General features: G+C 54.6%; 21 protein-coding genes and 2 pseudogenes. 22 read left to right on the plus strand and 1 reads right to left on the minus strand.

Features of this window, described 5'->3' with window-relative positions:
• Positions 1-14 precede the first annotated feature (14 nt).
• A complete protein-coding gene (locus tag J4G78_RS15315; RefSeq protein WP_207987388.1) occupies positions 15-713 on the plus strand; it encodes a glutathione S-transferase family protein in 699 nt (232 codons plus the stop codon).
• A 31-nt stretch (positions 714-744) separates the two neighbouring features.
• Here the strand turns inward: J4G78_RS15315 and J4G78_RS15320 are convergent, their stop codons facing one another.
• Complete coding sequence (locus tag J4G78_RS15320; protein WP_207987389.1) at positions 745-1,896, minus strand: cupin domain-containing protein; 1,152 nt, start codon at positions 1,894-1,896, stop codon at positions 745-747.
• A gap of 107 nt (positions 1,897-2,003) precedes the next feature.
• On the opposite strand from J4G78_RS15320, the gene J4G78_RS15325 reads away from it, so the two are divergent.
• From J4G78_RS15325 to J4G78_RS15425, 21 genes and pseudogenes are all read left to right on the plus strand, one after another.
• Positions 2,004-2,549 (plus strand): pseudouridine synthase, encoded by a 546-nt coding sequence (locus tag J4G78_RS15325; protein WP_207987390.1) that lies wholly within the window; start codon positions 2,004-2,006, stop codon positions 2,547-2,549.
• Positions 2,550-2,997: 448 nt separating this feature from the next.
• The gene (locus J4G78_RS15330; RefSeq protein ID WP_207987391.1) at positions 2,998-3,993 is read left to right on the plus strand and encodes a cysteine synthase A; all 996 of its coding nucleotides are present in this window, start codon (positions 2,998-3,000) and stop codon (positions 3,991-3,993) included.
• Positions 3,983-4,381 carry a hypothetical protein gene (locus J4G78_RS15335; protein WP_207987392.1) on the plus strand — a complete coding sequence of 133 codons (399 nt, stop codon included), beginning with the start codon at positions 3,983-3,985 and terminating at the stop codon, positions 4,379-4,381. Before J4G78_RS15330 ends, J4G78_RS15335 begins: the two co-directional genes overlap by 11 nt.
• A gap of 3 nt (positions 4,382-4,384) precedes the next feature.
• Positions 4,385-5,182: a Gldg family protein gene (locus tag J4G78_RS15340; protein WP_207987393.1), complete on the plus strand. Its 798-nt coding sequence runs from the start codon at positions 4,385-4,387 to the stop codon at positions 5,180-5,182.
• 310 nt (positions 5,183-5,492) lie between these two features.
• On the plus strand, positions 5,493-5,981 hold the full coding sequence (locus J4G78_RS15345) for a division/cell wall cluster transcriptional repressor MraZ (protein WP_207987394.1): 489 nt from the start codon (positions 5,493-5,495) through the stop codon (positions 5,979-5,981).
• Positions 5,978-6,945: pseudogene (gene rsmH / locus J4G78_RS15350) on the plus strand (16S rRNA (cytosine(1402)-N(4))-methyltransferase RsmH). The gene J4G78_RS15345 and the pseudogene rsmH overlap by 4 nt, the downstream one beginning before the upstream one ends.
• A complete protein-coding gene (locus tag J4G78_RS15355) occupies positions 6,942-7,544 on the plus strand; it encodes a hypothetical protein (protein ID WP_207987395.1) in 603 nt (200 codons plus the stop codon). The pseudogene rsmH and the gene J4G78_RS15355 overlap by 4 nt, the downstream one beginning before the upstream one ends.
• Positions 7,541-9,229 (plus strand): peptidoglycan D,D-transpeptidase FtsI family protein, encoded by a 1,689-nt coding sequence (locus tag J4G78_RS15360; RefSeq protein WP_207987396.1) that lies wholly within the window; start codon positions 7,541-7,543, stop codon positions 9,227-9,229. Before J4G78_RS15355 ends, J4G78_RS15360 begins: the two co-directional genes overlap by 4 nt.
• A 3-nt stretch (positions 9,230-9,232) precedes the next feature.
• Complete coding sequence (locus tag J4G78_RS15365) at positions 9,233-10,711, plus strand: UDP-N-acetylmuramoyl-L-alanyl-D-glutamate--2,6-diaminopimelate ligase (RefSeq protein WP_207987397.1); 1,479 nt, start codon at positions 9,233-9,235, stop codon at positions 10,709-10,711.
• Positions 10,708-12,144: a UDP-N-acetylmuramoyl-tripeptide--D-alanyl-D-alanine ligase gene (locus J4G78_RS15370; protein WP_207987398.1), complete on the plus strand. Its 1,437-nt coding sequence runs from the start codon at positions 10,708-10,710 to the stop codon at positions 12,142-12,144. The genes J4G78_RS15365 and J4G78_RS15370 overlap by 4 nt, the downstream gene beginning before the upstream one ends.
• Positions 12,144-13,213 (plus strand): annotated as a pseudogene (gene mraY / locus J4G78_RS15375) (phospho-N-acetylmuramoyl-pentapeptide-transferase). Before J4G78_RS15370 ends, mraY begins: the two are co-directional and overlap by 1 nt.
• Complete coding sequence (gene murD, locus J4G78_RS15380) at positions 13,210-14,541, plus strand: UDP-N-acetylmuramoyl-L-alanine--D-glutamate ligase (protein WP_207987399.1); 1,332 nt, start codon at positions 13,210-13,212, stop codon at positions 14,539-14,541. Before mraY ends, murD begins: the two are co-directional and overlap by 4 nt.
• Complete coding sequence (locus J4G78_RS15385) at positions 14,541-15,779, plus strand: FtsW/RodA/SpoVE family cell cycle protein (RefSeq protein ID WP_207987400.1); 1,239 nt, start codon at positions 14,541-14,543, stop codon at positions 15,777-15,779. The genes murD and J4G78_RS15385 overlap by 1 nt, the downstream gene beginning before the upstream one ends.
• Positions 15,776-16,975, plus strand: coding sequence for an undecaprenyldiphospho-muramoylpentapeptide beta-N-acetylglucosaminyltransferase (gene murG / locus J4G78_RS15390; RefSeq protein ID WP_207987401.1), 1,200 nt, complete (start codon positions 15,776-15,778; stop codon positions 16,973-16,975). Before J4G78_RS15385 ends, murG begins: the two co-directional genes overlap by 4 nt.
• Entirely contained in the window at positions 16,972-18,378 is a 1,407-nt protein-coding gene (gene murC, locus J4G78_RS15395) for a UDP-N-acetylmuramate--L-alanine ligase (RefSeq protein WP_207987402.1), read from the plus strand. Before murG ends, murC begins: the two co-directional genes overlap by 4 nt.
• A 124-nt stretch (positions 18,379-18,502) precedes the next feature.
• The gene (murB, locus tag J4G78_RS15400) at positions 18,503-19,408 is read left to right on the plus strand and encodes a UDP-N-acetylmuramate dehydrogenase (protein ID WP_207987403.1); all 906 of its coding nucleotides are present in this window, start codon (positions 18,503-18,505) and stop codon (positions 19,406-19,408) included.
• On the plus strand, positions 19,405-20,340 hold the full coding sequence (locus J4G78_RS15405; RefSeq protein ID WP_207987404.1) for a D-alanine--D-alanine ligase: 936 nt from the start codon (positions 19,405-19,407) through the stop codon (positions 20,338-20,340). Before murB ends, J4G78_RS15405 begins: the two co-directional genes overlap by 4 nt.
• A 10-nt stretch (positions 20,341-20,350) precedes the next feature.
• On the plus strand, positions 20,351-21,238 hold the full coding sequence (locus tag J4G78_RS15410) for a cell division protein FtsQ/DivIB (protein WP_207987405.1): 888 nt from the start codon (positions 20,351-20,353) through the stop codon (positions 21,236-21,238).
• A gap of 72 nt (positions 21,239-21,310) precedes the next feature.
• Positions 21,311-22,570 (plus strand): cell division protein FtsA, encoded by a 1,260-nt coding sequence (gene ftsA / locus J4G78_RS15415; protein WP_207987406.1) that lies wholly within the window; start codon positions 21,311-21,313, stop codon positions 22,568-22,570.
• A 104-nt stretch (positions 22,571-22,674) separates the two neighbouring features.
• On the plus strand, positions 22,675-24,219 hold the full coding sequence (ftsZ, locus tag J4G78_RS15420) for a cell division protein FtsZ (RefSeq protein ID WP_207987407.1): 1,545 nt from the start codon (positions 22,675-22,677) through the stop codon (positions 24,217-24,219).
• Between the two features lie 114 nt (positions 24,220-24,333).
• Positions 24,334-26,145, plus strand: coding sequence for an SPOR domain-containing protein (locus tag J4G78_RS15425; RefSeq protein ID WP_207987408.1), 1,812 nt, complete (start codon positions 24,334-24,336; stop codon positions 26,143-26,145).
• The last annotated feature ends 3 nt before the right edge of the window (positions 26,146-26,148 follow it).

Below are 26,148 nucleotides of genomic sequence, written 5' to 3' on the forward strand. Positions count from 1 at the left end.
GGAAAGCCCTATCAATGACCGCACCCTATATTCTCTACGGATCGCCGCTATCCCCTTTCCAACGCAAGGCGGAGGCAGTGCTCGCGCTCAAGGGGCTGGACTATGATTGCGTAGCGATAAATATCATGGCGATGCCGGACTGGTATCTGGAGATCAGTCCGCTGGCACGGATTCCGGCTTTGCGGGACATGTCGATTGGCACTGAGGGAACGGCCGGGACGATTGCGGATAGTTCAGCCATGTGCGGCTATCTGGAAAAGAAATGTCCGCAACCGTCAGCTTATCCTGATGATCCATTCCTCTATGGCCGCGCTTTGTGGCTGGAGGAATATGCCGACAGCGTATTGGCGATGAATGGCGGTGGCGGCGTGTTCCGGCCGATTATCTTTTCCGCCATGACCGGCAAGGAACCGGACTTGGAAACTGCGCGGAAGACATGGAATGAAAAATTGCCGCCGCTCTGGGACTATCTCGAAGGGCAACTCGACGGCGGCAAATATTTTCTCGGAGACAAGCTCTCCATCGCTGATATCTCCATCGCGGCGCAATTGATGCAGACGGATTTGATCGCTGGACCACCCGATCCAGCTCAATGGCCCGCCTTGACGGCGTTTCTGGAAGCGATGAACGCGCATGATATTTTTCAGCGCAATCTAACCGCCTGCAACAAGATGCTGGCCAAGATGGTGCCGGAAAAATTTGATTTGTCGTGATCATGGCGGCGACCGAAATCGTTACTGATCGCTAATCCTCAAGATCAAAAGCCAGGCAGCCGTGATTTAATAGCTTCAAGATTAAGTCCATCACATCGTCGGCATCGGCCAGTGCCGCGTCGATGGTCACTTTGTCTTGCGCGCATAATGTTTCTGCGAATGATATGGTGTCGCCGGCGCATATCATGGTTTCGCCATCAACGAATAACAGCGAATTTCCGGTATCCTCGCGAATGAAGGAAAAGCGGCTGGCCGGATTGCGGCTCAGTATTTCGCCTTGCTGCAATCGTTCGCGCAGCGCTGGCATCTCGATTTTTTCATCCGGTTTCCAGTCCATTTCCGAATATTTCGGGGTGCTGCTATATTGTCCGAACCAGCGCGCAAAGGCTTTGCGGTCGCCGATTTTATCGGTAATCATTGCGTGCAGCCGATCGACGGCGCGCGATGATATCTCACCGGGATTGGACTGCTCCTCAATACCAGGATCGCTATAGCGATCATCATCCTGCATATCGGCCAGCAGATCATCACACCAATGACCGATAAGATCACTGCGCGACGGCGCCCGAAAGCCAATGGAATAGGTCATGCAATCATCGCCCATGGCGATGCCATTATGCGAGACACCCGGCGGGATATAGAGAATGTCGCCGGGTTCACAGACGAATGTCTCTGTCGCTTCAAAATTGGCGAGTAATCGCAGATCATCATGCGGCAACAGCGCGCTGTTCTCATTACAATGGCCGCCCACTTGCCAGCGACGTTTGCCAGCGCCCTGGATCAGAAACACATCATATTGATCGAAATGCGGACCAACCCCGCCTTTGTCCGCGGCAAAACTCACCATCACGTCGTCGATGCGCCAATTGGGTATGAAACGGAACGGTTCGATCAGAGCAGCAACCTCTGGCACATGGTGATCAACCGCCTGCACCAGCAACGTCCAATGTTTGTTGCCCAACGTATCAAAACGATCAGCTGGCAAAGGGCCATGTTCCAGTTGCCAAGAACCTTTTGATCGGATGATGAGACGCGACTCAATTCCTTCCTCAACCGCCAGTCCGGCTAGCTCATCGGGTTCCAGCGGATTGTCCCAAGCGGTCCACGGGTTTTTCAGGAATAGCGGTTTCTTTTGCCAGTTGTCCTGAAGAAAGGCCGCGATATCGAAATTATTGAATTGCATGGATGCTCCTTAGGGAAACAGATTTCATTCGCCTATCCAATAAATTTCCGTTTGGTCATCGGCGCTATTCCATTGCTCCAACCGGTCATCAATGCCACAGACACGGCATGGCGGAACTCATATTGTTCAACAAACCTTTTGGCGTGCTGCCACAATTTACCGATCGCGGCAGCCCGACTGCGCGGCCGACATTGTCGGACTTTATCGACTTGCCCGGTGTCTATCCAGCGGGCCGACTGGACCGGGATAGTGAAGGGTTGATGCTGCTGACCAGCGATGGAAAATTGCAGGCGCGGATTGCCGATCCGAAATATAAGATGCCGAAAACCTATCTGGTGCAGGTTGAAGGCAAGCCTGATGCAGAGGCCCTTTATAGTTTGCGGCAAGGAGTTCGCCTGAAAGATGGCATGACGCGTCCAGCAGAAGTCGAGCCTATTGATAATCCCTCGCTATGGCCGCGAGATCCGCCGATCCGGGTGCGCAAAAATATTCCAGACAGTTGGCTTCGGTTGACGATCAAGGAAGGCCGCAACCGGCAGGTGCGCAGGATGACGGCGGCGGTTGGATATCCGACATTGCGATTGGTGCGCTGGAGGATCGGTGAATGGACCGTGGAAGGCTTGCCGCTGGGGGAGTGGCGCAAGGACGGATAGCCAGTGGCCGGTTGGAACGGAAAATGGTCGGGGGCCGTTCGAAACATCTGTCCTACATCGACCATGATCACATATGGTGTCAGCCATGAACTTGCCATTCAAAATCCATCATACACACCCGAAGCCGGAAAACAGATCACGTGAGCAGGCGGGTGTGAAATGTGTGAACTTTGAAATCAAGCGACCCGATAGAGAGAGTAAAAAGGGGTTGTGAACATTGTAAACTTAGCAAGATAGACTTAGCTTCCATGTCGGCAGTGATTTGTGTGAACTTTGATCTCATGACAGTCGCGGAAAAAATCGGAAAACACCCTGCACACATTGTAAACTTAGTGAGCAAATCGCTGATAGAAAAGCGCAAAAGATAGAGTAGCCATAAAGCTGCGCTTTGCCCCGCCCAAATTGTCCCCGCTTGTCGTCAATCATCAGCCAGACTATGGAAGGCACTATGAACATAGTACCAAATACGCTTGATCTAATCGGCAACACACCGCTCGTCCATCTTGCTGGCCCCAGTGCAGAGGCTGGCTGCGACATCTATGGCAAATGTGAATTTTCCAATCCCGGCGCTTCGGTGAAAGATCGTGCTGCGCTCTTCATTGTGCAGGATGCCGAAGAACGCGGACTGCTCAAACCCGGCGGGATGATTGTCGAAGGCACGGCCGGGAATACCGGTATCGGGATTGCGCTCGTCGCCAATGCCAAGGGGTATAAGACGACCATTGTCATGCCCGAAACCCAAAGCCGTGAGAAAATGGATACGTTACGCGCGCTGGGCGCAAAGCTGGTTTTGGTTCCCGCCGCCCCTTATGCCAACCCAGGGCATTTCGTGCATACCTCTCGCCGCATGGCGGAAGAGACCGAGGGCGCAATTTGGGCCAACCAATTTGATAATGTCGCCAATCGCCGCGCCCATATCGAAACAACCGCCGAGGAAATCTGGGAACAGCTGGATGGCCAGGTTGACGGCTTCGTCTGTGCAGCCGGCACGGGCGGAACGATTGCTGGCGTCGGAATGGGCTTGAAGGCGAAAAATGAAAAAGTAAAAATCGGTCTGGCTGATCCGCATGGTGCAGCGCTTTATAACTATTATGCCCATGGCGAGCTGAAGTCCGAGGGCAGCAGCGTGGCTGAAGGGATCGGCCAGGGGCGGATCACCGGTAATCTGGAAGACGCTCCCATTGATACCCAATATCGCATCGGCGACGAAGAAGGCATGAAGTGGGTTGAGCGTTTGTTGCAGGAAGAAGGGCTTTGTCTTGGCCTCTCATCCGGGATTAATGTGGCCGGTGCTATTGCATTGGGCAAAGAATTGGGGCCAAACAGCAAGATTGCTACCATACTCTGTGATACCGGTTTTCGGTATTTGTCGTCGCTCTACAATGCCGGATGGCTCAAAGAAAAAGGATTGCCAGTTTTCCCCTGGCTCATAGATGATGATTGAAGACCCTAAAAAACAGAATGTCAAAAAACCCAATGATGGCCAGGATACCGTCCAACGCATCCAAGTCGGTGTGGTCGGGCTGGTCGCAGTGTTGATGGTTGTCAGCGTAGCCAATTTTGTGTTGCAGCGCGCTAGTGATGAACAATCCGCGATTGAGGAAATTCAGGCCGAAGCATTGGAAAATGCGGGCCGACTGGCTGTTGAAGCTGAGCCTGCACCAGCGCCTGCACCGGCTGAACCGCTGGCAGAGCTTGGTATTACGGCAGCGCCCGTGCCAGAGGACGAAGTTGTCCAGCCTGTGCCCACCGTACCCGGAACCCGCGCGCAAGTTGTTCCTGATCTGGAGCCTGACCCGAAGCTGGAAGCGCGCATGGATAAGGAACGGTAGTCTTTGACGCGGATCGCTGTTTCCGGTTTGCTTCTATTGGCCGCTGGCTTGCTCACGCAATGCAGTCCTGCGGCAACCAATGCTTCCGCTGAAAATTCTGCACAACATAGCGCCCCGGTTAAAATTCAATTGATGACAAGCCTACCGATCATCTGGGGCGAAGGCGCTTCGATGCAATCGATATTGTCCGGTAAGACATCTCCAGCCCCGATTTACGCGCACTGGCAACAAAACTATGACATCGCTGCCGTGGACAGTTTTGAAGCGTTGGAAAAATCCGGAACCGATATTGTCCTGCTGGCTCAGCCACCCGCCATGGCTCCGGCGGATATCGCTGCGGTTGATGCGTGGGTTCGTACAGGGGGCAAGGCGATTATATTGACGGACCCGATGTTGTTATGGCCGACCCACTTGCCGTTGGGTGATCAACGTCGGCCTTTGGCATCCGGTTTATTGTCCCCGCTTCTGGAGCATTGGGGTTTGGAATTGCAAGCGCCTGACGAGGCTGGCTCCGGCGGCGTTGAGCTGGAATTCTCAGGAGCCACCATATCGACTGCCGGTATTGGCACGTTTAAACTGTCGGCGCAGAAATCATCCGACCAAAGTGAATGTGTATTAAGCACCGCAAATGTTATGGCGAGTTGCAGCGTTGGCAAAGGCCGCGCAATTATATTTGCCGATGCGGATTTTCTCAACGATGCTTTGTGGCCTGATATTGAAGGCGGGGCTAATAAAGACGGTGTCGGGGATGCCAAAGGGTTGATCGATATTCTGATCACAGATTTGCGCGATGGTGAGTGATTCTTGCCAGAGTCCGCAGTGTCGAGGCAGGTTATTGCCCGTGTTTCCAACAACTAACCGGAGTTATTACCAGTTCCGTCGAGAGAGGGTTAAAATAAAATCAATATAAATCAGATAGATACGAGATTCCATCCTTAAAATCCCTTAAATTCCCGTAAAATCCCCTTTCATCCCCGGCTTTCCCCTGTTAACCCTATTTCGTTATCGGGGTAAATTTCCTGTCCGGGATTCTGGTGTTTCGGGAGTGGCTCATTGCGCGCTTCTCCAAGCAGGAGAGTTTGCCTTTCGATAGAGTTGAGGGATTGAGGCTGTGTCAGGCAATTACGCTTATTCAGGATCAGGAATTTCCGCGATAGACGATAAAGGTCGCCTGTCCGTTCCTGCTTTCCTGCGTAAAGACTTGATCGCCAGCAGTGATGGACGCACCTTGTGTCTTGGCAAACATGAAAAATGGGATTGTCTCGTCGGTTTTGGCCTCAGCCGCAAGATCGACATGCTGGTCGAAATCGACAAGGAAGAAGAAATCGCCATCGCCCGGTCAGAGCCTTATGACCGCGATGCTGCTGGTGCCCGCAAATTCTCAACCCTGCAAGAACTGAGCTTTGATGCCAGTGGCCGCTTTGTTCTGCCGCCGATGTTGCAGGCGATTGGCGGTCTGAAAGACAATGTCCTTTTTCATGGTATCGGCAAGACTTTCTGCCTTTGGGCACCGCAAGCATTGCTCGATACGACCGATGATGTTCCAGTCGACAAGCGTCTGGTGGAATTCCATTTGAGCGAATTGGGGAAAAAGAAATGACCCCCAAAGAAGCGACAGCAGCTCCGGACAGCCCGCATATTCCCGTCTTGCTCGATGAAGTGATCGATGCGCTCGCCATTACCCGGGCGAAACGCATGTTGATGGCACGTTCGGAGCAGGCGGCTATAGCATGGCGATGATCGCTGCCGGTGCCACAGTGCACGGCTTTGATCAGGACCCCGATGCGATCGCCAGTGGCGAAGCACTGGTCGAAGCTTCGGATGGTCAGCTGGTTTTGCACCATGAATATTTTTCGCGGATGGCGGATGTTCTGAATGGTGAGGACATCGATGGGGTTGCACTGGATATTGGTGTTTCTTCCATGCATCTCGATCAGGCGGAGCGCGGTTTTTCTTTCCAGAAAGACGGTCCGCTTGACATGCGCATGTCTCAGAACGGGCCCAGCGCTGCTGACTTCCTCAACGAAGCGGAAGAAGAGGAAATAGCCAATGTCATCTACCGCTATGGTGAGGAGCGGCGTTCGCGTAAAATTGCCAACGCGATTGTCAGTGCGCGTCCGTTAACCCGCACATCTGAGCTGGCGAATGTGGTTCGTAAGGTATTGGGTCAAAAACCGGGTGAAAAAAAAGACCCGGCAACGCGGACATTTCAAGCGATCCGTATCCATATCAATCGCGAGCTAGGCGAATTGGAAGACGGCCTGGTTGCAGCAGAACGTCTGCTGAAGCCCGGTGGCCGTCTTGCCATCGTGACCTTTCACAGTCTCGAAGATCGTATTGTCAAAAATTTCCTGCGTGATCGCAGCGGTCAAAAATCCGCTGGTTCGCGCCACTTACCACAAGTTTCCGAAACACGGCCGGCGCCCACCTTTCATAAACCAGCCAAACTGGTGCGCCCGGCCGGGGCGGAGCAGGTCTCTAATCCCCGAGCCCGCTCCGCCACCCTCAGATCAGCGGTGCGTTCCGACGCGCCCATAAATGCAGCGACAGGAGGCGTGCAATGAAACTGGCAGTCAAGCGTCTTGAAGGCATAGGATGGCTCGCGCTGGTTTTTCTTGTCGCGATCTTGCTCTATCCCCTGTCTCTGAGTGTCGCGACTTTGCGCAGTGATTTGGCGCGGACAGACAGCAAAATTGTGTCGATAAAAAAAGAAATCCGCTATCTGGAAACAGAATTTAGTGCGCGCGCCAATCTGCGGCAACTGGAGCATTGGAACAAGCTGGAATATGGTTATGTATCGCCCAAGGCTTCTCAATATCTGGATGGGGAGCGGGCGCTCGCCAATCTTGGCGGCAAAGATTTGCGCAAACCGGTAAAGGTTGCGGTGATCAGCACGATGGATAAAGTTCAGCCAGCCGGGATTATCGGCTCAGTCTTTCCAACCGCTTCCGCCAGAGTGCGAAATAGTGATACCGGTGACACCGCGTCTATCTCGATAAGCGGGGACAGTGCAAAAGCTGGTGACCAGCCAACGGCTGAGGAGCTGCGCGAAACGAAGACCGCGCGAGTCGCTGACATGGAAGACAAGTTGCTTGATGACGGGCTTATCAAGCAACTTGCCGCGAGGGCAGATACCGAGCAGGCGGGGAGCCGTGCTCAATGACCACCCTTCTGGCAAGCAGCAGAAAAGTGCAGTTTTCCGGTAAGAATAAGGAAGTAGCAGCCAGCGCCCACTTTCGCTTGATGGTTTTGTTGCTGGTATTTCTGGCTATCTTTACGGTCATCGTTGGACGACTGATCAGCTTAAGCATTTTGGAAGATGCGAAACCGACACGGATATCCAGTTCGGCATTTGTGCCTGCGCGCGGTGATATTGTCGATCGCAATGGCGTTCCACTGGCGCGGACTATGAAAGGTTATGCCGTTCGCGTTGTGCCCGAACGCGTGTTGGGCGATAAGGATTTGCTGGCACGGCAGCTTTCAGAACTTTTTCCGGATACTACGGCGAGCGAGTTTCTTGCCAAACTCAAAGGATCGCGGCCGACATATCTAAGGCGCCGTGCCTTGCCCAATGAAGTTAAGCAGGTCCATGCATTGGGCGAGATCGGCATTGAATTCCCAAGGGAGAATGAACGGCTATACCCGCAACGTGATTTGGCGGCGCATGTCCTGGGCTATGTCGATGCGGATAGCGAAGGTGTGATGGGCATGGAGCGGGTGTTAAACGACCGCCTGAAAGATGAGAGCTTGCGTGGCGCGCCAACAGCATTGTCGATCGATAGCCGCGTGCAAGCTGCGCTTGAAAGTGAACTCATGGTGGCCATGACAGCCCATGAAGCCCGCGGTGCCGCCGGCATTATTTTGGATGTCCATACCGGTGAAGTTATGGCGCTGGCATCACTTCCGGTATTTGACCCAAATAAAATTCGCAAAGCGACGATGAAGTATCAGACCAATGAAGTCACGCAAAGCGTGTTTGAACTGGGGTCCACTTTTAAGCCGTTGACCGTAGCGGCGGCGCTGGATGCCGGGACCGTCACCGATCTAGCTGTGCGCTATAATGCAACAGAACCGATCAAGGTCGGTCAATTTACGATCAAAGATGATCATGGTCAGAACCGCTATCTCAATGTGCCGGAAACACTGGTCCATAGTTCCAATATTGTCACCGCTCGATTAGCAGACAATCTCGGCAAAGAGGGCATGGAGCACATGATCCGTCGGCTTGGATTTGACGAGCGGCCGCATATTGAACTGGCTGAACGCGGCAGACCGCTTTGGCCGCAAAGCTGGGGTCGGGTGACCAATATGACCGTGGCTTATGGTCATGGCATTGCAGTTACGCCGCTTCATTTGGCCAGCGCTTATGCTGCTTTGGTGAATGGCGGCATCTGGCGTCCGGCCACTTTGCTAAAGGTTGAGCCGGGTGAGGAAGCAGAAGGACGCCGTGTATTCAAGGCCGCGACCAGCGCACGGATGCGGCAGCTGCTGCGGATGATTGTGTCAAATGGTACAGGACGCAAAGCAGATGCGCCGGGTTACCGGATTGGCGGCAAGACGGGATCTGCTGAAAAGCCCTCCAATGGCGGTTATAACAAGACCTCTCTTGTTTCCACATTTGCGGCGGCCTTTCCAATGGATAATCCCCGCTATGTCGTCATCGCGATGCTTGATGAACCCAAAGGCAATGCCGAGACAGGATTTCAGCGGACGGCGGGTTGGACCGCTGCGCCAGTGGTGCGGAAGGTTGTACCGCGCGTTGGACCGATGCTGGGGGTCGTACCCGATGAACACCGTGACGTTGATGTATCGGAGCTGACACCGCTTCTCTGGTCGCCGAAGGAATAGAGCATGAAATTAAGCGCTCTTATCGCCGGGCTTAATGATGCGGCATTGGAAAGCGAAGAAGGTGAAGCCCATGTCACCGGATTTGCGATTGACCATCGTAAGATCGCACAGGGTAATATTTTTGGCGCTTTTCAAGGCGCTAAGGTCAATGGCGAGGATTTTATCGAGGCGGCGATTGGCGCTGGTGCGATAGCAATTGTTGCGCATCCCAATGCTGAAGTTGAAGGCGCTGCTCATATAGCGGATATCGAACCACGGCGTGTATTTGCATTGATGGCCGCGCGCTATTTCACTCCGAAGCCGCAATATGTTGCGGCGGTCACGGGCACCAATGGCAAGACATCAACGGCCGAGATGACCCGGCAGCTTTGGCGCATGGCTGGTTTGAACAGCGCGTCCATCGGTACGCTGGGTGTCACGACGGCGGACGAGCAGGTAAAGACCGGGCTTACGACTCCTGACATTGTTACTTTTCTGTCCAACATGTCCGGTCTGGCCCGCGAGGGCGTGAGTCACGCAATATTTGAGGCGTCCAGCCATGGTCTGTCCCAATATAGGACCGAAGGGTTGCCGGTTCAGGTGGGTGTGTTCACCAATCTCAGCCGTGATCACCTGGATTATCATGGCGACATGGACCGCTATTTCGAGGCTAAAATGCGGTTGTTCGATGAGGTCGTTGACGACGGTGGTACAGCCGTGGTCTGGGCGGATGATGACTGGTCTGGCCCGGTTATCAAGCGCGCCATGGATCGCGGATTGAACCTGTTTACAGTCGGAGAACAGGGTACATCGCTGCGCCTGTTGTCCCGTACCCCAACGCAATTGGGCCAGGTATTAATGGTCAAGGCGCAGGGCAATACGCATCGTATATCTCTACCGCTCATTGGCGCGTATCAGGCCGCAAACATACTTTGTGCGGCAGGTGCCGTATTAGCCACGGGTGGAGAGCTAGAGGATGTGTTTGACCATATGCAGCGGGTACAGCCGGTGCGTGGTCGCCTTGAACGCGCGGTCATTACAAAAATCGGCGCGCCTGTTTATGTGGACTATGCGCATACACCAGATGGCCTGCGCGCTGCGATTGATGCGTTGAGGCCCCATGTCAAAGGCAAGCTGATTACGATTTTCGGCGCGGGCGGTGATCGCGATAAAGGCAAGCGGCCGGAAATGGGCAAAGTGGCCGCGCAGCTTTCGGATATAGCGATCGTCACAGACGACAATCCGCGCGGAGAGGACCCGGCGGCCATTCGTGCAGACATTATGGCGGGTGCAAAAGACGCCACCGAAGTTGGCGATAGGCGGGCGGCCATAGCCCATGCCATTGCCCTTGCGGGTGCGGATGATATTATTTTGCTTGCCGGCAAGGGCCATGAGCAAGGCCAGATCATTGGTGATCGCGTCATTCCGTTTGACGATGTCGAAGTCGCGCGGGAATGTGCACGCGACGCCAATGGCGCGCGGCAATCGGAGACTGCGATATGACCGCTTTGTGGACCTCTTCCGCTATAGCGCAATCTGTGCAGGGTGCGGTCAGCGCTGACTTTGAAGTCAATGGCGTTGCTTTTGATTCACGGGAAATCGGTTCAGGCGACCTCTTTTTTGCCCTGAAGGGTGAACAGAGCGACGGGCATCTCTATGTTGATAACATCTATGCTGCCGGCGGTGCTGGTGCCGTGGTCAGTCAGCCCGTCGATGGTCCGCATATATTGGTATCGGATACGACGAAGGCACTGAACCAACTCGCCATCGCATCACGGGCGCGAACCGATGCCAAAATTATAGGTGTGACCGGCTCTGTCGGCAAAACTGGCACCAAAGAAGCACTTTTTGCAGCTTTGAACCGTGCGTCCATGGGAAAGGCCCATCGGTCGGTGAAAAGCTACAATAACCATGTTGGCGTTCCGCTGAGCCTGTCGCGTATGCCGGCGGAATGCCAATATGGAATTTTTGAAATGGGCATGAACCATGCCGGGGAGTTGGCTCAGCTCACACGGTTGGTGCGCCCTGATGTTGCAATTATCACCGCGATTGCGCCAGCCCATATTGGGCATTTTTCTGGTGTCGAAGCGATTGCCGATGCCAAAGCAGAGATTTTTCAAGGCCTGACCCATGAAGGCGCCGCGATCATCCCCTATGACAGCCCCCATTATGAGCGGCTTCGTAAAGCGGCGTTGCGAAGCACCAAAAAGGTCGTGAGTTTCGGTTTTGACGAACAGGCGGATGTCCGCGCTATTGATGTTGTTCCTGCCCAAGGTGGCGGCTCATTGGTGACCGCCAGTTTTCGCGATGACGGTGACGGGGATCGCAGTTTGTGTTTCACGGTTGCCGAGCCTGGCAAGCATTGGGTGTCCAATGCGTTGGCCATATTGGCCGCGGTTCGCGCTGTTGGCGGGGATTTGGCGTCGGCCGGGTTGGCTTTAGCAGAATTGACCGGCTTGGACGGGCGCGGCAAAAGGCATCAAATTGAACTTAAGGATGGCGGCGAGGCGCTGCTGATTGACGAGAGTTACAACGCCAATCCTGTTTCCATGAAAGCCACTCTGGATCAGCTGTCGAACGAAAGCTGTCGCGGCAAGAAAATCGTTGTGCTCGGTGCAATGGGCGAGCTTGGGGACAAAGCGCAGGCCTATCATGAAGCGCTGGCCGATGACGTCATTGCCTCTGGCGCCGAGGTCATCATATTGGTCGGCGACGAGATGGTTCATGCGCAAGCCCAGCTATTGGAATTGGTTTCAGAACAGCTTGATCATGTTCGCGAAATATCTCATGTCGCTGGCTCTTCGGAAGCAGTCACCAAAACAATATTGGCGGAAGTGACAAAGAAAATCAGCGACGAAGACATCCTTCTGATCAAGGGTTCAAATTATCTGGGGCTTGCCAAAGTCGTATCGGCTTTGGTGAGTGGGGAGTATTAATGTTTTATCTATTGGCACAATGGCTTGAATTTGAAGGTATTTTCAATGTCTTTCGCTATTTGAGTTTCCGCTCGGGCGCGGCCATCGCAACCGCCTTGTTTATCGGCATGCTGATCGGCCCACGGTTCATTAACATGCTGCGGATGCGGCAGGGTAAAGGCCAGCCCATCCGTGAAGACGGGCCGATTACCCATCTGAAAAAAGCAGGCACGCCGACTATGGGGGGCTGATGATTTTAACGTCGGTCGTCATTTCCGTGTTGCTGTGGATGGACCTTTCCAACATTTTTGTCTGGGCCTGTATCTTTGTGACGTTGGGTTTCGGCGCCATTGGATTCATGGACGATTATGACAAGGTCAGCAAAGCCAGCCATAAAGGTGTATCCGGGCGTGTAAGATTGTTGATGGAATTTGTCGTCGCCGGTTTTGCGACATGGATCATTGTCCAACAGATCGGCACCAATCTCTATGTTCCGTTCTTCAACGATGTTCAGATCAATCTCGGTTGGTTTTATTTTCCTTTCGCCATGTTTGTCATTGTTGGTTCCGGCAATGCAGTGAACTTGACCGACGGCCTAGACGGCCTGGCAACAATGCCAGTGGCAATCGCCAGCGCAACCTTTCTGATCCTCGTCTATCTATCCGGCAATGCGGTATTTTCAGAATATCTCGGTATTCCCTTCGTGCCCGGCGCAGGTGAATTGGCAATTTTCTGCGCCTGCATCATTGGTGCATGCCTCTCTTTCCTGTGGTTTAACGCGCCGCCCGCGGCTGTGTTTATGGGCGATACCGGCAGCCTTGCCCTTGGCGGGGCACTCGGTGCCATCGCTGTTTCGATCCACCATGAAATTGTGCTCGCGATTGTTGGCGGGTTGTTCGTTTTGGAAGCCGTTTCGGTCATCGTGCAGGTTTTCTTTTTCAAACGCACCGGCAAGCGGGTGTTCCGCATGGCCCCTATCCATCACCATTTTGAACAGCTTGGCTGGTCTGAATCGACTGTCGTGATCCGTTTCTGGATCATCAGTCTGGTTCTGGCACTGGCTGGCCTGGCGACACTTAAACTGAGATGATACGGTCCTCCGCCTTTGCCAATAAAAGCTATGCCATTTTAGGCTTGGCGCGATCCGGCATGGCGACGCTTGATGCTCTGCATGCGAGTGGCGCCAGAATATTAGCCTGGGACGCGCGCGAAGATTTGCGTGAGGCGGCCAAGGACAAGGCGATTATCGCTGACCCGCTGGAGGCGGATCTTAGCGATTATGATGCGGTTATCGTGTCGCCGGGCGTGCCGCTCAACGCGCATCCGATCCGCGATAAAGCGTCTGATGACGGTGTGCCGATTATCGGTGACATTGAATTGTTTGCGCAGGCGCGGCGATCGCTTCCGCCGCATCGTGTGATTGGAATTACCGGCACTAATGGCAAGTCTACCACCACCGCGCTGATCCACCATATCATTCAGAGCGCAGCATTGCCGACCCATATGGGCGGAAATATAGGCTTGCCCATCCTGTCACAGGTTCCGCTGGCGGCGGGCGGTATCTATGTTCTGGAATTGTCCAGCTATCAGATTGATCTAACCTACGGCCTTGATTGCGATGTCGCGATGTTACTCAACATCAGCCCGGACCATCTTGATCGTTACGACAGTTTTGACGCCTATGCTGCGGCAAAGGTACGGCTTTTCGATATGATGGGATCGGACCATGTTGCGATCCTCGGCGGCGATGACGAAAAAACCAAGCTGGCACTTGAGCTTATCCGGTCAGAAGGCCGGGTACAGAATATTGTCGATAGCAGCACGGTTCTGTTGGAAGGGCAAGCAGACTGGCCTTCTTTGCAAGGTCCGCATAATCTGAAAAATGCCATTGCAGCGGTCGTGGCAGCGGAAGCTTTGGGCCTGCAAGAGCATCAATGGCGGCCTGCTCTGGAAAGTTTCAAAGGTTTGCCGCACCGGATGGAGCGTATGGTTGAGGCGGAAGGCGTGTTGTTCGTGAATGACAGCAAGGCGACCAATCCCGCATCCACCGGCCCGGCGCTGGGCGCCTATCCCAAAATCCACTGGATTGTTGGCGGGCTACCCAAAAGCAAAGACTTGAAAGAATGTGAGCCCTATTTCGGAAATGTCGTGCAGGCTTATACAATTGGTGATGCCGGACCGATGTTTGGCGAATTACTTGCGCCGCATATGCCTGTCGATCCGTGCGAGATGATGCTGACCGCCGTGCAACATGCCGCTGGCAATGCCAAGCCAGGAGAAGTGATTTTGCTCTCGCCCGCCTGCGCTTCTTTCGACCAGTTCAAAGATTTTGAGGCGCGCGGCGAATGTTTCCGCTGTGCGGCAAATAGCGTCATCGAAAATGATCTTATCGGAACCGCGGTTGGGGGCAACACATAATGACAGATGGGACAAGCTCACCAGGTGCTCTGCCCGAGATTGCCGCGGGCCTGAAGAAAAAGCGCTTTCAACTGGAATCACGTCTGGGACGCAGCGACCGTTCGCCACTGTCTATCTGGTTCTGGGAACTGGACCGGGTGTTGCTGGCGTTGATGCTTACTCTCATTGCGATTGGTTTGATAGCGGTGGCAGCAGCGTCGCCAGTAACGGCGTTAAAACATAGCACGGCGGCGGTTTCGCTCGATCCGCTCTATTATTTCTATCGCCAGCTTGGTTGGGTGATAGTCGGTATTCCGATCATGTTAGTGGTTTCGATGCTGCCAAAAGAACAGGCGCGGCGCTTCGCGATCATAGCTGCGGTTGTGGCTTTTGCTTTGCTGTTCCTGGTGCCGGTATTCGGAAAGACGGTTAATGGCGCGCAACGCTGGATTGGTTATGGCTTTGCGACGATCCAACCGGGCGAGTTTCTGAAACCTTTTTATGCAGTGTCGCTGGCCTGGCTGCTTTCGCTGCGGATCAAGGATCCGTCGCTGCCGGTAATTTCGCTATCTTTCGTGCTAACCGGCGTGGTCGCTCTCCTTTTGATGATGCAGCCCAATCTGGGGCAGACGATTATATTTTGCGGTATCTGGTTCGTGCTGATGATGATCTCGGGCCTGTCTGCACGGTTAATTGCGGGCATGGGTGTGGTCGGCGTTGGCGGGTTGGTTAGCGCCTATTTCCTCTATCCTGTCGCGACACAGCGGATCAACACCTGGCTGTTCGGCGGCGATGAATTTGATCAGGTGATGCTCGCCCATAAAGCGCTGACAGGTGGAGGTTTGCTGGGCACCGGGCCCGGTCTTGGAACCGCGAAGTTCAAATTACCCGAAGCGCATACCGATTACATTTTTTCGGTCATTGGTGAAGAGTTCGGACTGCTCGCCTGTGTTGCCATCGCGATTGTCTATCTCGCGATCATCGTACGGGTGTTCCTGCGGTTGCTGGATGAGGAAGATAATTTTATCATTCTTGCCGTGGCCGGGCTGACCGCGCAATTTGGCGGACAGGCACTCATTAACATGGCGGTGAATCTTCAGCTCTTTCCGTCCAAAGGCATGACCCTGCCGCTTATCAGTTACGGTGGCTCGTCGTTCTTGGCCCTCTCGCTGGGTGTTGGACTCTTGCTGGCATTCACGCGCAGAAACCCCTATTTAGATCGCTCACTTTATGTCACGAATGGGATGGTGACCAGATGAGCTTTACGAAACATTATGTCCTTGCCGCCGGCGGTACGGGCGGTCACATGATTCCGGCCTATGCTTTGGGCCGGGAACTGGTCCAACGCGGGCACCGTGTCGCCTTGATCACTGACGAACGCGGTCAGAAAATTCCCGGTATGGTTGATGACGGGCAAGTGCACGTTTTACCGGCTGGCCGGATCACCAAGGACCCGCGCGGCTGGCTATCGGGTGTGCATGCGATCATGAAGGGCCGCAAGATGGCGATGCAGCTTTATGATTCTTTTGAACCCTCTGCGGTCGTTGGCTTTGGCGGCTATCCCGCATTTCCGGCGTTGCTGGCGGCGAACCGGAAAAATATCCCGACGATTATCCATGAACAAAATGCCGTGCTTGGCCGGGTCAACCGTCTGGCGGCGCGCTCGGTCAATGCGATTGCGACCTCCTATCCCGATATCCTGAAGCTTAAAGCGAAATATGAGGAAAAAGTTCACCTCGTCGGCAATCCGGTGCGCGAAGAAGTGATTGCGCTGCGCGAAGAACCTTATCCGCCGCTGACCGAAGAAGGCATTTTCCGCGTGCTGGTGACTGGTGGCAGTCAGGGCGCGACAATCCTGTCTGATGTTGTGCCAGACGGTCTCGCCCTGTTGCCGATGCATCTGCGCCGGCGGCTGCAAGTGACGCAGCAATGCCGGGAGCAGGATATCGAACGGGTCCGCGAAAAATATGCTGAGCATGATATTCCCGCTGAACTCGCCACCTATCTGCCAGACCTGCCGCAGCGACTGGGTTGGTCACATGTCGTGATCGGGCGGGCAGGGGCCTCAACGATTGCAGAGCTGACCACGGCGGGCCGTCCAGCGATCCTGATCCCGCTGCCGATTGCAACCGATGATCATCAGACGCATAATGTCCGCGAGATGGTTGCCGCTGGCGGCGCGCGGTCCATTGCCCAGCCGCAATTTACCGCCAAGGAACTGGCCAAGCAGATGCAGAAAATGGCGCTTGGTCCTGATGCACTGCAAAATGCTGCGCGCTTTGCAAAAAAATGTGGCCGACCCGATGCCGTCAGCGATCTGGCGGATTTGGTCGAAAGTATTGGTACGTCGCCGCTATCGAAGACCTTGAAAGTCAAAAAGGAAGCATCGCAAATCTTGCCTAACCAGCGGCCCGCACTTGCTAAAGATATTCTGGCGAAAGAAACCACGCAATGAAGGGGGTCGGCACCGATATTGGCACGATCCATTTCGTCGGCATTGGCGGCATCGGCATGTCCGGTATTGCCGAGGTCATGCACAATCTTGGCTATCAGGTGCAGGGTTCTGACATCGCGGAAAGCTATATTGTCGAAGGACTGCGCGCCAAGGGCATCAAGGTGATGATCGGTCAGAATGGCGAGAATGTCGTCGGCACCGCGGTGGTGGTCACATCCACTGCGGTCAAGCGCGGCAATCCCGAAGTGGAAAAAGCATTGGAAGATCGCATCCCATTGGTCCGGCGCGCAGAAATGCTCGCGGAGCTGATGCGTTTGAAACGAACCATCGCGATTGCCGGGACGCATGGCAAGACCACGACCACGTCAATGGTTGCGGCCATGCTGGATGCTGGCGGTATTGACCCAACCGTTATCAATGGCGGTATCATCAATAATTACGGCTCCAACGCTCGGCTGGGCGACAGCGAATGGATGGTCGTCGAGGCGGACGAAAGCGACGGCAGCTTCCTGCGTCTTGATGGCACCATTGCCGTGGTCACCAATATCGATCCCGAGCATCTCGATCATTATGGCAGCTTCGATAAGATCAAGGACAGCTTCGTTGAGTTTATCGAAAATGTACCCTTCTATGGCGCCGCGATATTATGTCTTGATCATCCCGAAGTGCAGGCGATCCTGCCGCGCATTCGTGACCGGCGGCTGATCACTTACGGTTTTTCTGCCCAAGCCGATGTGAAGGGTGTCAACGTCACACCCGTCCCTGGCGGCAACCGCTTTGATGTTGTGGTTCGCGACCGCGATGGTGAAACCCGCACCATTGAGGGCATCGAGCTCCCCATGCCGGGGCGTCACAATGTTGAAAATGCAATCGCAGCGGTGGCGGTCGGCCTCGAAATGGGCATGACCGATGAACAAATCGCACGCGGCTTCGACCAGTTTGGCGGCGTCAAGCGGCGTTTTACCAAGGTGGGTGAAGTGGGCGGCGTGTCGATCATTGACGATTATGGCCACCACCCGGTCGAAATCCGCGCCGTGCTTTCCGCCGCACGCGAAGGCGCAGAGGGCCGTGTTATCGCCGTGGTCCAGCCGCATCGCTTCACCCGTCTGCGCGACCACATGGAGGATTTCCAGCAGGCATTTAACGATGCCGATATGGTCTATGTGACGCCGGTCTATGTCGCAGGCGAAGAACCCATTGATGGCGTGGACAGCGAAGCCCTTGCCGCCGGTCTGCGCAAACGTGGACACCGGGTGGCCGAAACCGTGGCGGACGAAGCGGATTTGATTGCACGGCTTGCGGATGTGGCGGAAGACAAGGACATGATTGTTTGCCTCGGCGCTGGCGATATCACAAAATGGGCTGCGGGATTGGCCGACGGCATAAAGACGGCGCGGTCATGAGCTATGGTTTCACGATACCGTATTCCGCACTTGATGCGGAGCCCAGAGTGGTTCTCGCAACCGCTGCGTTGGGTCGCCCTAGGCTCCGCATCAAGTGCGGAGCACAAGACTTTGGTGCTGTGTTATGACGGTAGCTGTCACTCTTCCCGAAACCCGCGGCAAGCTGACTGCCGACACGCCACTGGCACCGCTGGTCTGGTTCAAAAGCGGCGGTCCGGCCGAATGGTTATTCGCGCCCAAGGACGTCAGCGATCTGCAAAATTTCTTGCGCAGTCTGCCCGCCGATATGACGGTCTGGCCATTGGGACTGGGTTCCAACCTGATCATCCGCGATGGCGGCAAGCCCGGTGTGACGGTGCGGCTGGGCAAAACCTTTGCAGGGATGGCGCCTCACAGCGACGATCCCAACATGATTGTCTGCGGTGCCGGTGCGCCGGGGATATCCGCCGCGAGCTTTGCCCGTGACAATGCGCTTGCCGGAACCGAATTTCTGCGCGGTATTCCCGGTACGGTTGGCGGCGCGGTGCGTATGAATGCCGGCGCGTATGGCCGGGAGATGTGCGACATATTGGTGAGCGCAGAGGTCGTGCTGCGGGACGGCAGTCTCCAGACATTTTCGCTCGACGATATGGACTATAGCTATCGCTATTCCGGACTGCCAGAAGACGCGATTGTGGTCGAAGCAACCCTGCGCGGTACGCCCGGGAACAAAGATGCAATAGCGGCAGAAATGAAACGCATTGCCGATGAGCGTGAAGCGTCCCAGCCGCTGCGTTCCAAAACCGGCGGCTCGACCTTTAAGAATCCCGAAGGCCACAAGGCATGGCAACTGGTCGATGAAGCCGGTTGCCGCGGTCTGCAAATCGGACAGGCGCAGGTGTCGGAAAAACATTGTAATTTCCTGCTCAATCTCGGTGGTGCGACCTCTTCGGATATCGAAGCTTTGGGCGAGGAAGTACGGCGGAGAGTGAAGGAGCATAGCGGCGTGGACCTGCAATGGGAGATTCAGCGCGTGGGGAATGAAGCATGACCGATAAACTCCCGGAAAATCTTCATGTAGCCGTATTGATGGGCGGCTGGTCTGCCGAGCGGGAAGTATCATTGATGAGCGGTAACGATATTGCCGTCGCGCTGGAGAAAAACGGTCATCAGGTGACCCGCATCGATATGGACCGTAATCTCGCCATGGTACTTGATGGCGTGCGGCCCGATGTTGTATTTAATGCGCTCCACGGCTGTCCCGGTGAAGACGGCACGGTGCAGGGCATGCTCGATCTGATGCAGATTCCCTATACCCATAGCGGGTTGGTGACGTCGGTGATCGCGATCGACAAGGAACTGACCAAGCAGCAATTGGTTCCAGCGGGTATTCCGATGCCCGAAGGGAAGATGGTCAAGAGCAAGGATATTTTCGAAGCCGATCCGTTGCCGCGACCTTATGTCTTGAAACCGGTCAACGAAGGTTCTTCGGTGGGTGTCGCGATTATCACGGATCAGGGCAACTATGGCAATCCGATTGGCCGGGATGTTACCGGGCCTTGGCAAGAATTTGACGAACTGCTGGCTGAACCCTTTATAAAAGGCCGCGAGCTGACGACGGCTGTGGTTGGCGGCAAAGCGCTTTGCGTGACCGAGTTGAAACCCAAAGCCGGTTTCTACGATTATGAAGCCAAATATACCGAAGGTCTGACCGAGCATATTTGTCCAGCGGAAATTCCCGCAGAGATTGAAAAACTCTGTCTGGATTACGCGCTACGTGCTCATACCATCCTCGGTTGTAAAGGAACATCGCGGACCGACTATCGCTGGGATGACGAATTCGGGGCGGACGGACTCTACGTGCTGGAAACCAATACCCAGCCGGGGATGACACCGCTCAGTCTGGTGCCGGAACAGGCCAAGCAAATGGGTATAAGTTATGAAGAGCTGGTCGAAATGATCGTTAGGGAAGCCCTGGGATGAGGAAAAGACGATGACAGCAGCATCAGTAAGACGGACAAATAAAAAGTCCAAGAGCAAGCCGCGCAAAAGCGGACGGAAAAAAGTGCGTCAGGTCTCGATCTTTGACAAGATCCTCCGCGCCATGCCGGTGACCGAGGCACAAGTGCAGAAAGGTCTGACCTGGGGGCTGGTCGGCGTGTTTGTGTTAGGTGCCTATAGCGTCGCGCATTATACCGGCATCAACGAACGGATCAGCAGCCAGATTGCAACCACAGTCGGTGCTGCGGGATTTGAAGTGAAGCGGGTTGAAGTTACGGGCGTCAACCGGATTGACGAACTGAAAGTTTATGAAATTACATTGGCGCAAAAAGATCGTTCCATGATGCTGGTCGATATTGATCAGGTACGCGATGATTTGATGGGCAATGGCTGGATTAAGGATGCACGAATTTCGCGGCGTTTGCCTGACACGTTGGTGGTCGAGATTATTGAACGTGAGCCTGCCGCTGTTTGGCAGCGTAACGGCAAATTGTCGCTGATCGACAAGACGGGATATCCGCTGCAGCAAATCCAGAAGGAAGAAATTCCTGACCTGCCCGTGATTGTTGGGAAAAAAGCGAATGAACGTGTGCCCGAACTGACTAAGTTGCTGGAAGTGGCACCGGCGCTCAGCCCAATGGTGACAGGCGCGACCTGGATTGGCAACCGGCGATGGAATCTGGAATTTGACAGTGGCGAAACCCTAGCGCTCCCCGAAGGCGAGGAAACAGCCGCCGCGGCGTTGCTGAACTTTGCACGGATGGACGGGGTCAATCGCTTATTGGGGCGCGGGGTGGTGCATTTTGATTTGCGCGATTCAGAGCGCGCCTATCTCCGCATGCCGCCGAAGGTCAAAACATCACCGGCACCGGAGAGTTAAACATACGCTATCAAAATGGGGGCAAATCAGGGACACCATGAGACAGCAAGAAGGAAGCAAGGGAATAGGTAAATGGTAGCACGGGTAGAAAAGATTTTTACCGCTTTGGATATCGGGTCATCCAAGATCACCGCGATGATCGCTGGCCGCATGGACAATGGCGATATCACCGTGCTGGGAACCGGACAGCGTGCCAGCAAAGGCGTAAAGCGCGGTTATATTGCCGATACCGAACGGACCGAACTGGATGTCCGTGATGCCGTAGAACAGGCGGAGCGGATTGCCGGCACCAATATTGATGATGTTTGGGTAAGCTTTTCGGCTGGCGGTCTCACCAGCATGCTGACGTCGGTCGAAACGGAATTAGGCGGGCAGCGGATCGAGCAAGAGGATATTGATCACCTCTTAAAAGCCGGCCGTAATAGTATCGATCCACATGGCAAGATGGTACTGCATGCGCAGCCTGCGCTTTATACGATCGATGGCTTGGCCGGTGTTAAGAAACCCAAAGGCTTGCATGCTGATCGGCTTGGCGTCGATATTCATGTTATTCTGGCTGATGCATCGCCGGTGCGCAATATCGATATGAGCGTGCGCGGGGCGCATCTTAACGTCAAATCCATCATCGCGTCTCCCATTGCTGCGGGCACGGCTTGCCTATCCAAAGAAGAACGCGAACTCGGCGTTGCGATGGTTGAGTTAGGCGCGGAAGTGACCAACGTTTCGTTATTCGCAGGCGGTATGCTGGTTGGGCTGGCGACACTGCCTTATGGTGCCGCCGATGTTACCGATGATATCGCATCTTCCTTTGGTTTGCGCCGTGCGCAGGCGGAACGGATTAAATGTTTTCATGGGTCCGCTACAACCAGCCCGCGCGACAATCATGACGTGATTGATCTGCAGCTCGATGAAGTTGGACCAGAAACCGATGAGAACGGCCGTATCACCAAGGCGCAGCTCATCGGTGTCATTCGCCAGCGGCTCGACCACCTGATCGGTGAAATTGGTCAAACCCTAAAAACGCTCGGCTTTACTGGACCGGTGGGGCGGCAGGTCGTGTTGACCGGCGGTGGGGCGGAGCTAAAAGGTATTGCCGATTATGCGCAGTCGGCACTGGGCCAGACCGTGCGGATCGGACGCCCAACCGGCCTGACCGCTTTGCCCGAAGCGCATAGCGGTCCGGGCTTCGCAGGTTTGGCCGGGCTTGCGCTTTATGCGGCACAGGAACCCGTCGACCTCAGATCGCTTTCCAGCAGCCATCAAAACGTCCACAAATATGCCGGTTCTGCGGTAATTGGGCGGCTTATGTCGGCAATCCGGGGGAATTTTTAAGAATTTACGAAAAAAATTAACTTTTGGGGTGATTCCCACATCAAATTTGTGCAAAGCGTTACCCAAATGTTACACATACAGACTATGTCTGGGGAGACAGTAAAATGAGCATCAATATTGGCCCACCTGAAGTGGAAGAGTTGAAACCACGGATCGCCGTAATCGGGGTTGGCGGTGCTGGCGGCAACGCGATTGCAAATATGATCGCAGCAAAGGTCGAAGGCGTCGATTTCATCGTCAGCAATACCGATGCCCAATCGCTTAATAGCTCCCCAGCCGAGCAGCGTATTCAGCTTGGACCAGAAATCACGCAGGGTCTTGGTGCTGGCTCTCGTCCTGAAGTCGGTCGCGCTGCGGCGGAAGAAACACTTGAACTTGTCGAAAAGGCTCTCGAAGGCGCGCATATGTGTTTCATCGCTGCTGGTATGGGCGGCGGAACGGGCACCGGTGCAGCTCCTGTTATTGCCAAAGCGGCGCGCGACAAAGGTATCTTGACCGTGGGTGTTGTGACCAAGCCGTTTACGTTCGAAGGCACGCGGCGGATGAAGTCAGCCAATGCCGGTATCGAAGAACTTCAGAAAAACGTCGATACTCTGATCATCATCCCCAATCAGAATCTGTTTCTCGTCGCTAACCCGAACACAACGTTCAAGGAAGCTTTCCTGCTCGCCGACGAAGTACTGCAGCAAGGTGTTCGTGGTATCACTGATCTGATGGTTATGCCTGGCCTTATCAATCTGGATTTCGCTGACGTCCGTTCCGTAATGCACGAAATGGGCAAGGCGATGATGGGCACCGGCGAAGCCGAAGGCGACGGCCGCGCGCTCGAAGCAGCTGAAAAAGCCATTGCGAATCCTCTGCTCGACGGCGTGTCGATGCAGGGCGCGAAAGGCGTTATCGTTTCGATCACCGGCGGCGAAGACATGCGCCTGATGGAAGTCGATGAAGCGGCCAACCATATCCGCGAACTGGTCGATCCCGATGCCAATATCATCTGGGGCAGCGCGTTTAACGAAAATCTCGATGGCCGCATTCGCGTGTCGGTTGTTGCCACGGGCATTGACAGCGATGGTTCGGTCGCAGCGCCCGCGGTTAGCTCGTCCTTTGCGATGAGCAATCCGGCGCCTGCAGAGCCATCCTTTGCTTCAACGATCCCTGCGGAGCCAGAAGAGGAAGAGCTGGCGGAAGAACCTGTACTGGATATGGCCGATAGCCTTGAAACGTCAGAAGCTGAAATGGTTGTTGATCCCGAACCAGAACCAGAGCTGGAAGTAGAGTCTGAGCCTGATCCACAGCCAGCGCCCGCACCGGCAGCGATTTATTCTGATGATGACGATCTGGCAGATGAAAGCGCAGCCGCCCCTTCATTTGCGTCGTTGACACCTGGTATGACGAGCGACGAGCCTGAGGAAGATGAACTGGTTCTCGGCGGTGATACTATTCAACCGTTGGATTCAGAAGGCACGGCTGCCGACGCATCAGGCGAATCCGCCCCGCGCGTTGCCAGCGGGGGTGGTACCTTGTTCGAGCGCATGTCCAATCTCACGCGCGGCGGAAACAAAGCCGATGAGGAAAGCGATGAAGACGATGACAAGGCAAGTGACCCGCTCGATATCCCGAGATTTTTGAACCGTCAAAACAACCAGTGAGGGCAACGCTATCGATCAGTTACCTGCAATGGTTTCCTGTCGTCTGATCGGGGCATCTGGCCTCTCTCGCTTTCATGAGCGCTTGATTTTGGATGAATCAAGCCGTTTAATGAGATGGTGAAAACGCTCTCAAAATATCTGATTCTAGCGGCTTTGCCGCTAATGAGTGCTGGTCTGCCCACGCCAGCTGTGGCGCAGAGCAGCGCAAAAACCAACACGGCAGATTTGCAGGATGCGCTACGCCGTATCGCGCGCAATTCCAATGATTCCTCTGCGCTGGCTGACGCTGGATTGGCAGCGTTGGGGCTCGGCGACACGAGAGCTGCGATTGGTTTTCTCGCCAAAGCTAACGACATATATCCGAAAAGCGGTCGGGTAAAAGCCGGACTGGCACGGGCGCTGTTGATTGAGCAAAATCCGTTCGGAGCAATTCGCTATTTTGACGAAGCTATCGCCAATGGTGTGACGGCAAAGGATATCGCGGTAGATCGCGGCTTGGCCTATGATCTTATTGGTCGCAACGCCGATGCACAAAAAGACTATGCTCTCGCTCTGCAGCATGGCCAGAGCGATCTGTTGTTGAGCCGCTATGCGATTTCGCTGGGGATCAGCGGAGATATCGAAGGAGCAGAAGCCCAGCTTAACCCCCTTTTGTTGAAAAGCGATCGCGATGCCTGGCGAAACCGCGCTTTCATATTGGCGATGAATGGTCAAAAGAAAGAGGCCAATAAAATTGCCAGTCAGACAATGCGGAAAAAAATGGCAAAAGCGATCAAACCATTTTTTGATCGGATGCCAAAACTCACTGCGGCTCAAAAGGCTGCTGCTGTCCATTTTGGTCATTTTCCCGCCAGTGAAAATATCGGTGTCGATGTCGCGTCGGTGCGTCTTGCTGCCAATAGCGCCGTGCGTGGCGGAGATGGCGCCGATGCCGGGCTGATACCGGTCGGTGAACCGCTTGGCGCTGATGTCCAGAAGCCAAGGGTGTTGGCGATGCCGGATACGTCTCCGCGCCGTCGTCCCGGTTCCAAGAGCAGTGATGAAAAAAAGCGGCAGATAGCTTCTCGTCCAGAGGCAAATGGAAAAATGCCTCTCGCGCGCCGTACTTTACCCACGCCAACAAATGCCAGACCATTGGTCAAACCTGTAGTTGATCGACCGAATGACCCGGTCACACAAACCGCACCTGCGGCGAAAACACAGTCCGCATCGCCGGGCTTTGAAACTGCAATTGGGGGAACAACCGAAAAAGCTGGCACACAAGCTGGTGCATCGTCATCGAACAGCGGTGCGAAAACTTCGCCACTGGTATCGGAGAGTGTTACTAGAAAAGTGGATATTGGTGACGTCAAAGCGCCGGCGGATTCCAATGAAAAAATATCGAAAAAACCAGTGCAGCTCGTGACGTTCGATTTGGCCGATGCAGGGTCATCGGCATCATCACCGAACAGATCGGCATCATCTGACAATGCTGCGGCAACGGCTGCACCGCGCCGACCTTTGTCCGACATTATCGGTGCGATTGCGATCCCTGAAACAGAGAAAGAGACGGCTGTTGTTCCCGTTGATTTGGCAGCAATTACGCCAGCCAGAGCAAAGCCGACTGCTGAAAAACCGGCTGCAGAAAAGGTCGAAGCTGCACCGCCGCCACCGGAAAACCCCAAACGCTACTGGGTGCAGATCGCGACAGGGTCTAATCTCAGGGCACTCAAATATGACTATGAACGGATGGCCGAGAAAAATTCTGATTTATTTGCCGGAAAGAGCGGTTGGACCTCTCCTTGGGGGAAGACGCGGCGTCTGGTTGTCGGTCCCTTTGATGATTTTAGCGCCGCGAAAAAGTTCGAGGCGGGTTTTCGAAAAGACGGCGGCGATGGTTTCGCCTGGGTTAGTGCTGATGGCACGAAAGTGAACAAGCTGAACTAATGG

It is taken from the genome of Parasphingorhabdus cellanae (assembly GCF_017498565.1).
Taxonomy (GTDB): Bacteria; Pseudomonadota; Alphaproteobacteria; order Sphingomonadales; family Sphingomonadaceae; genus Parasphingorhabdus; species Parasphingorhabdus cellanae.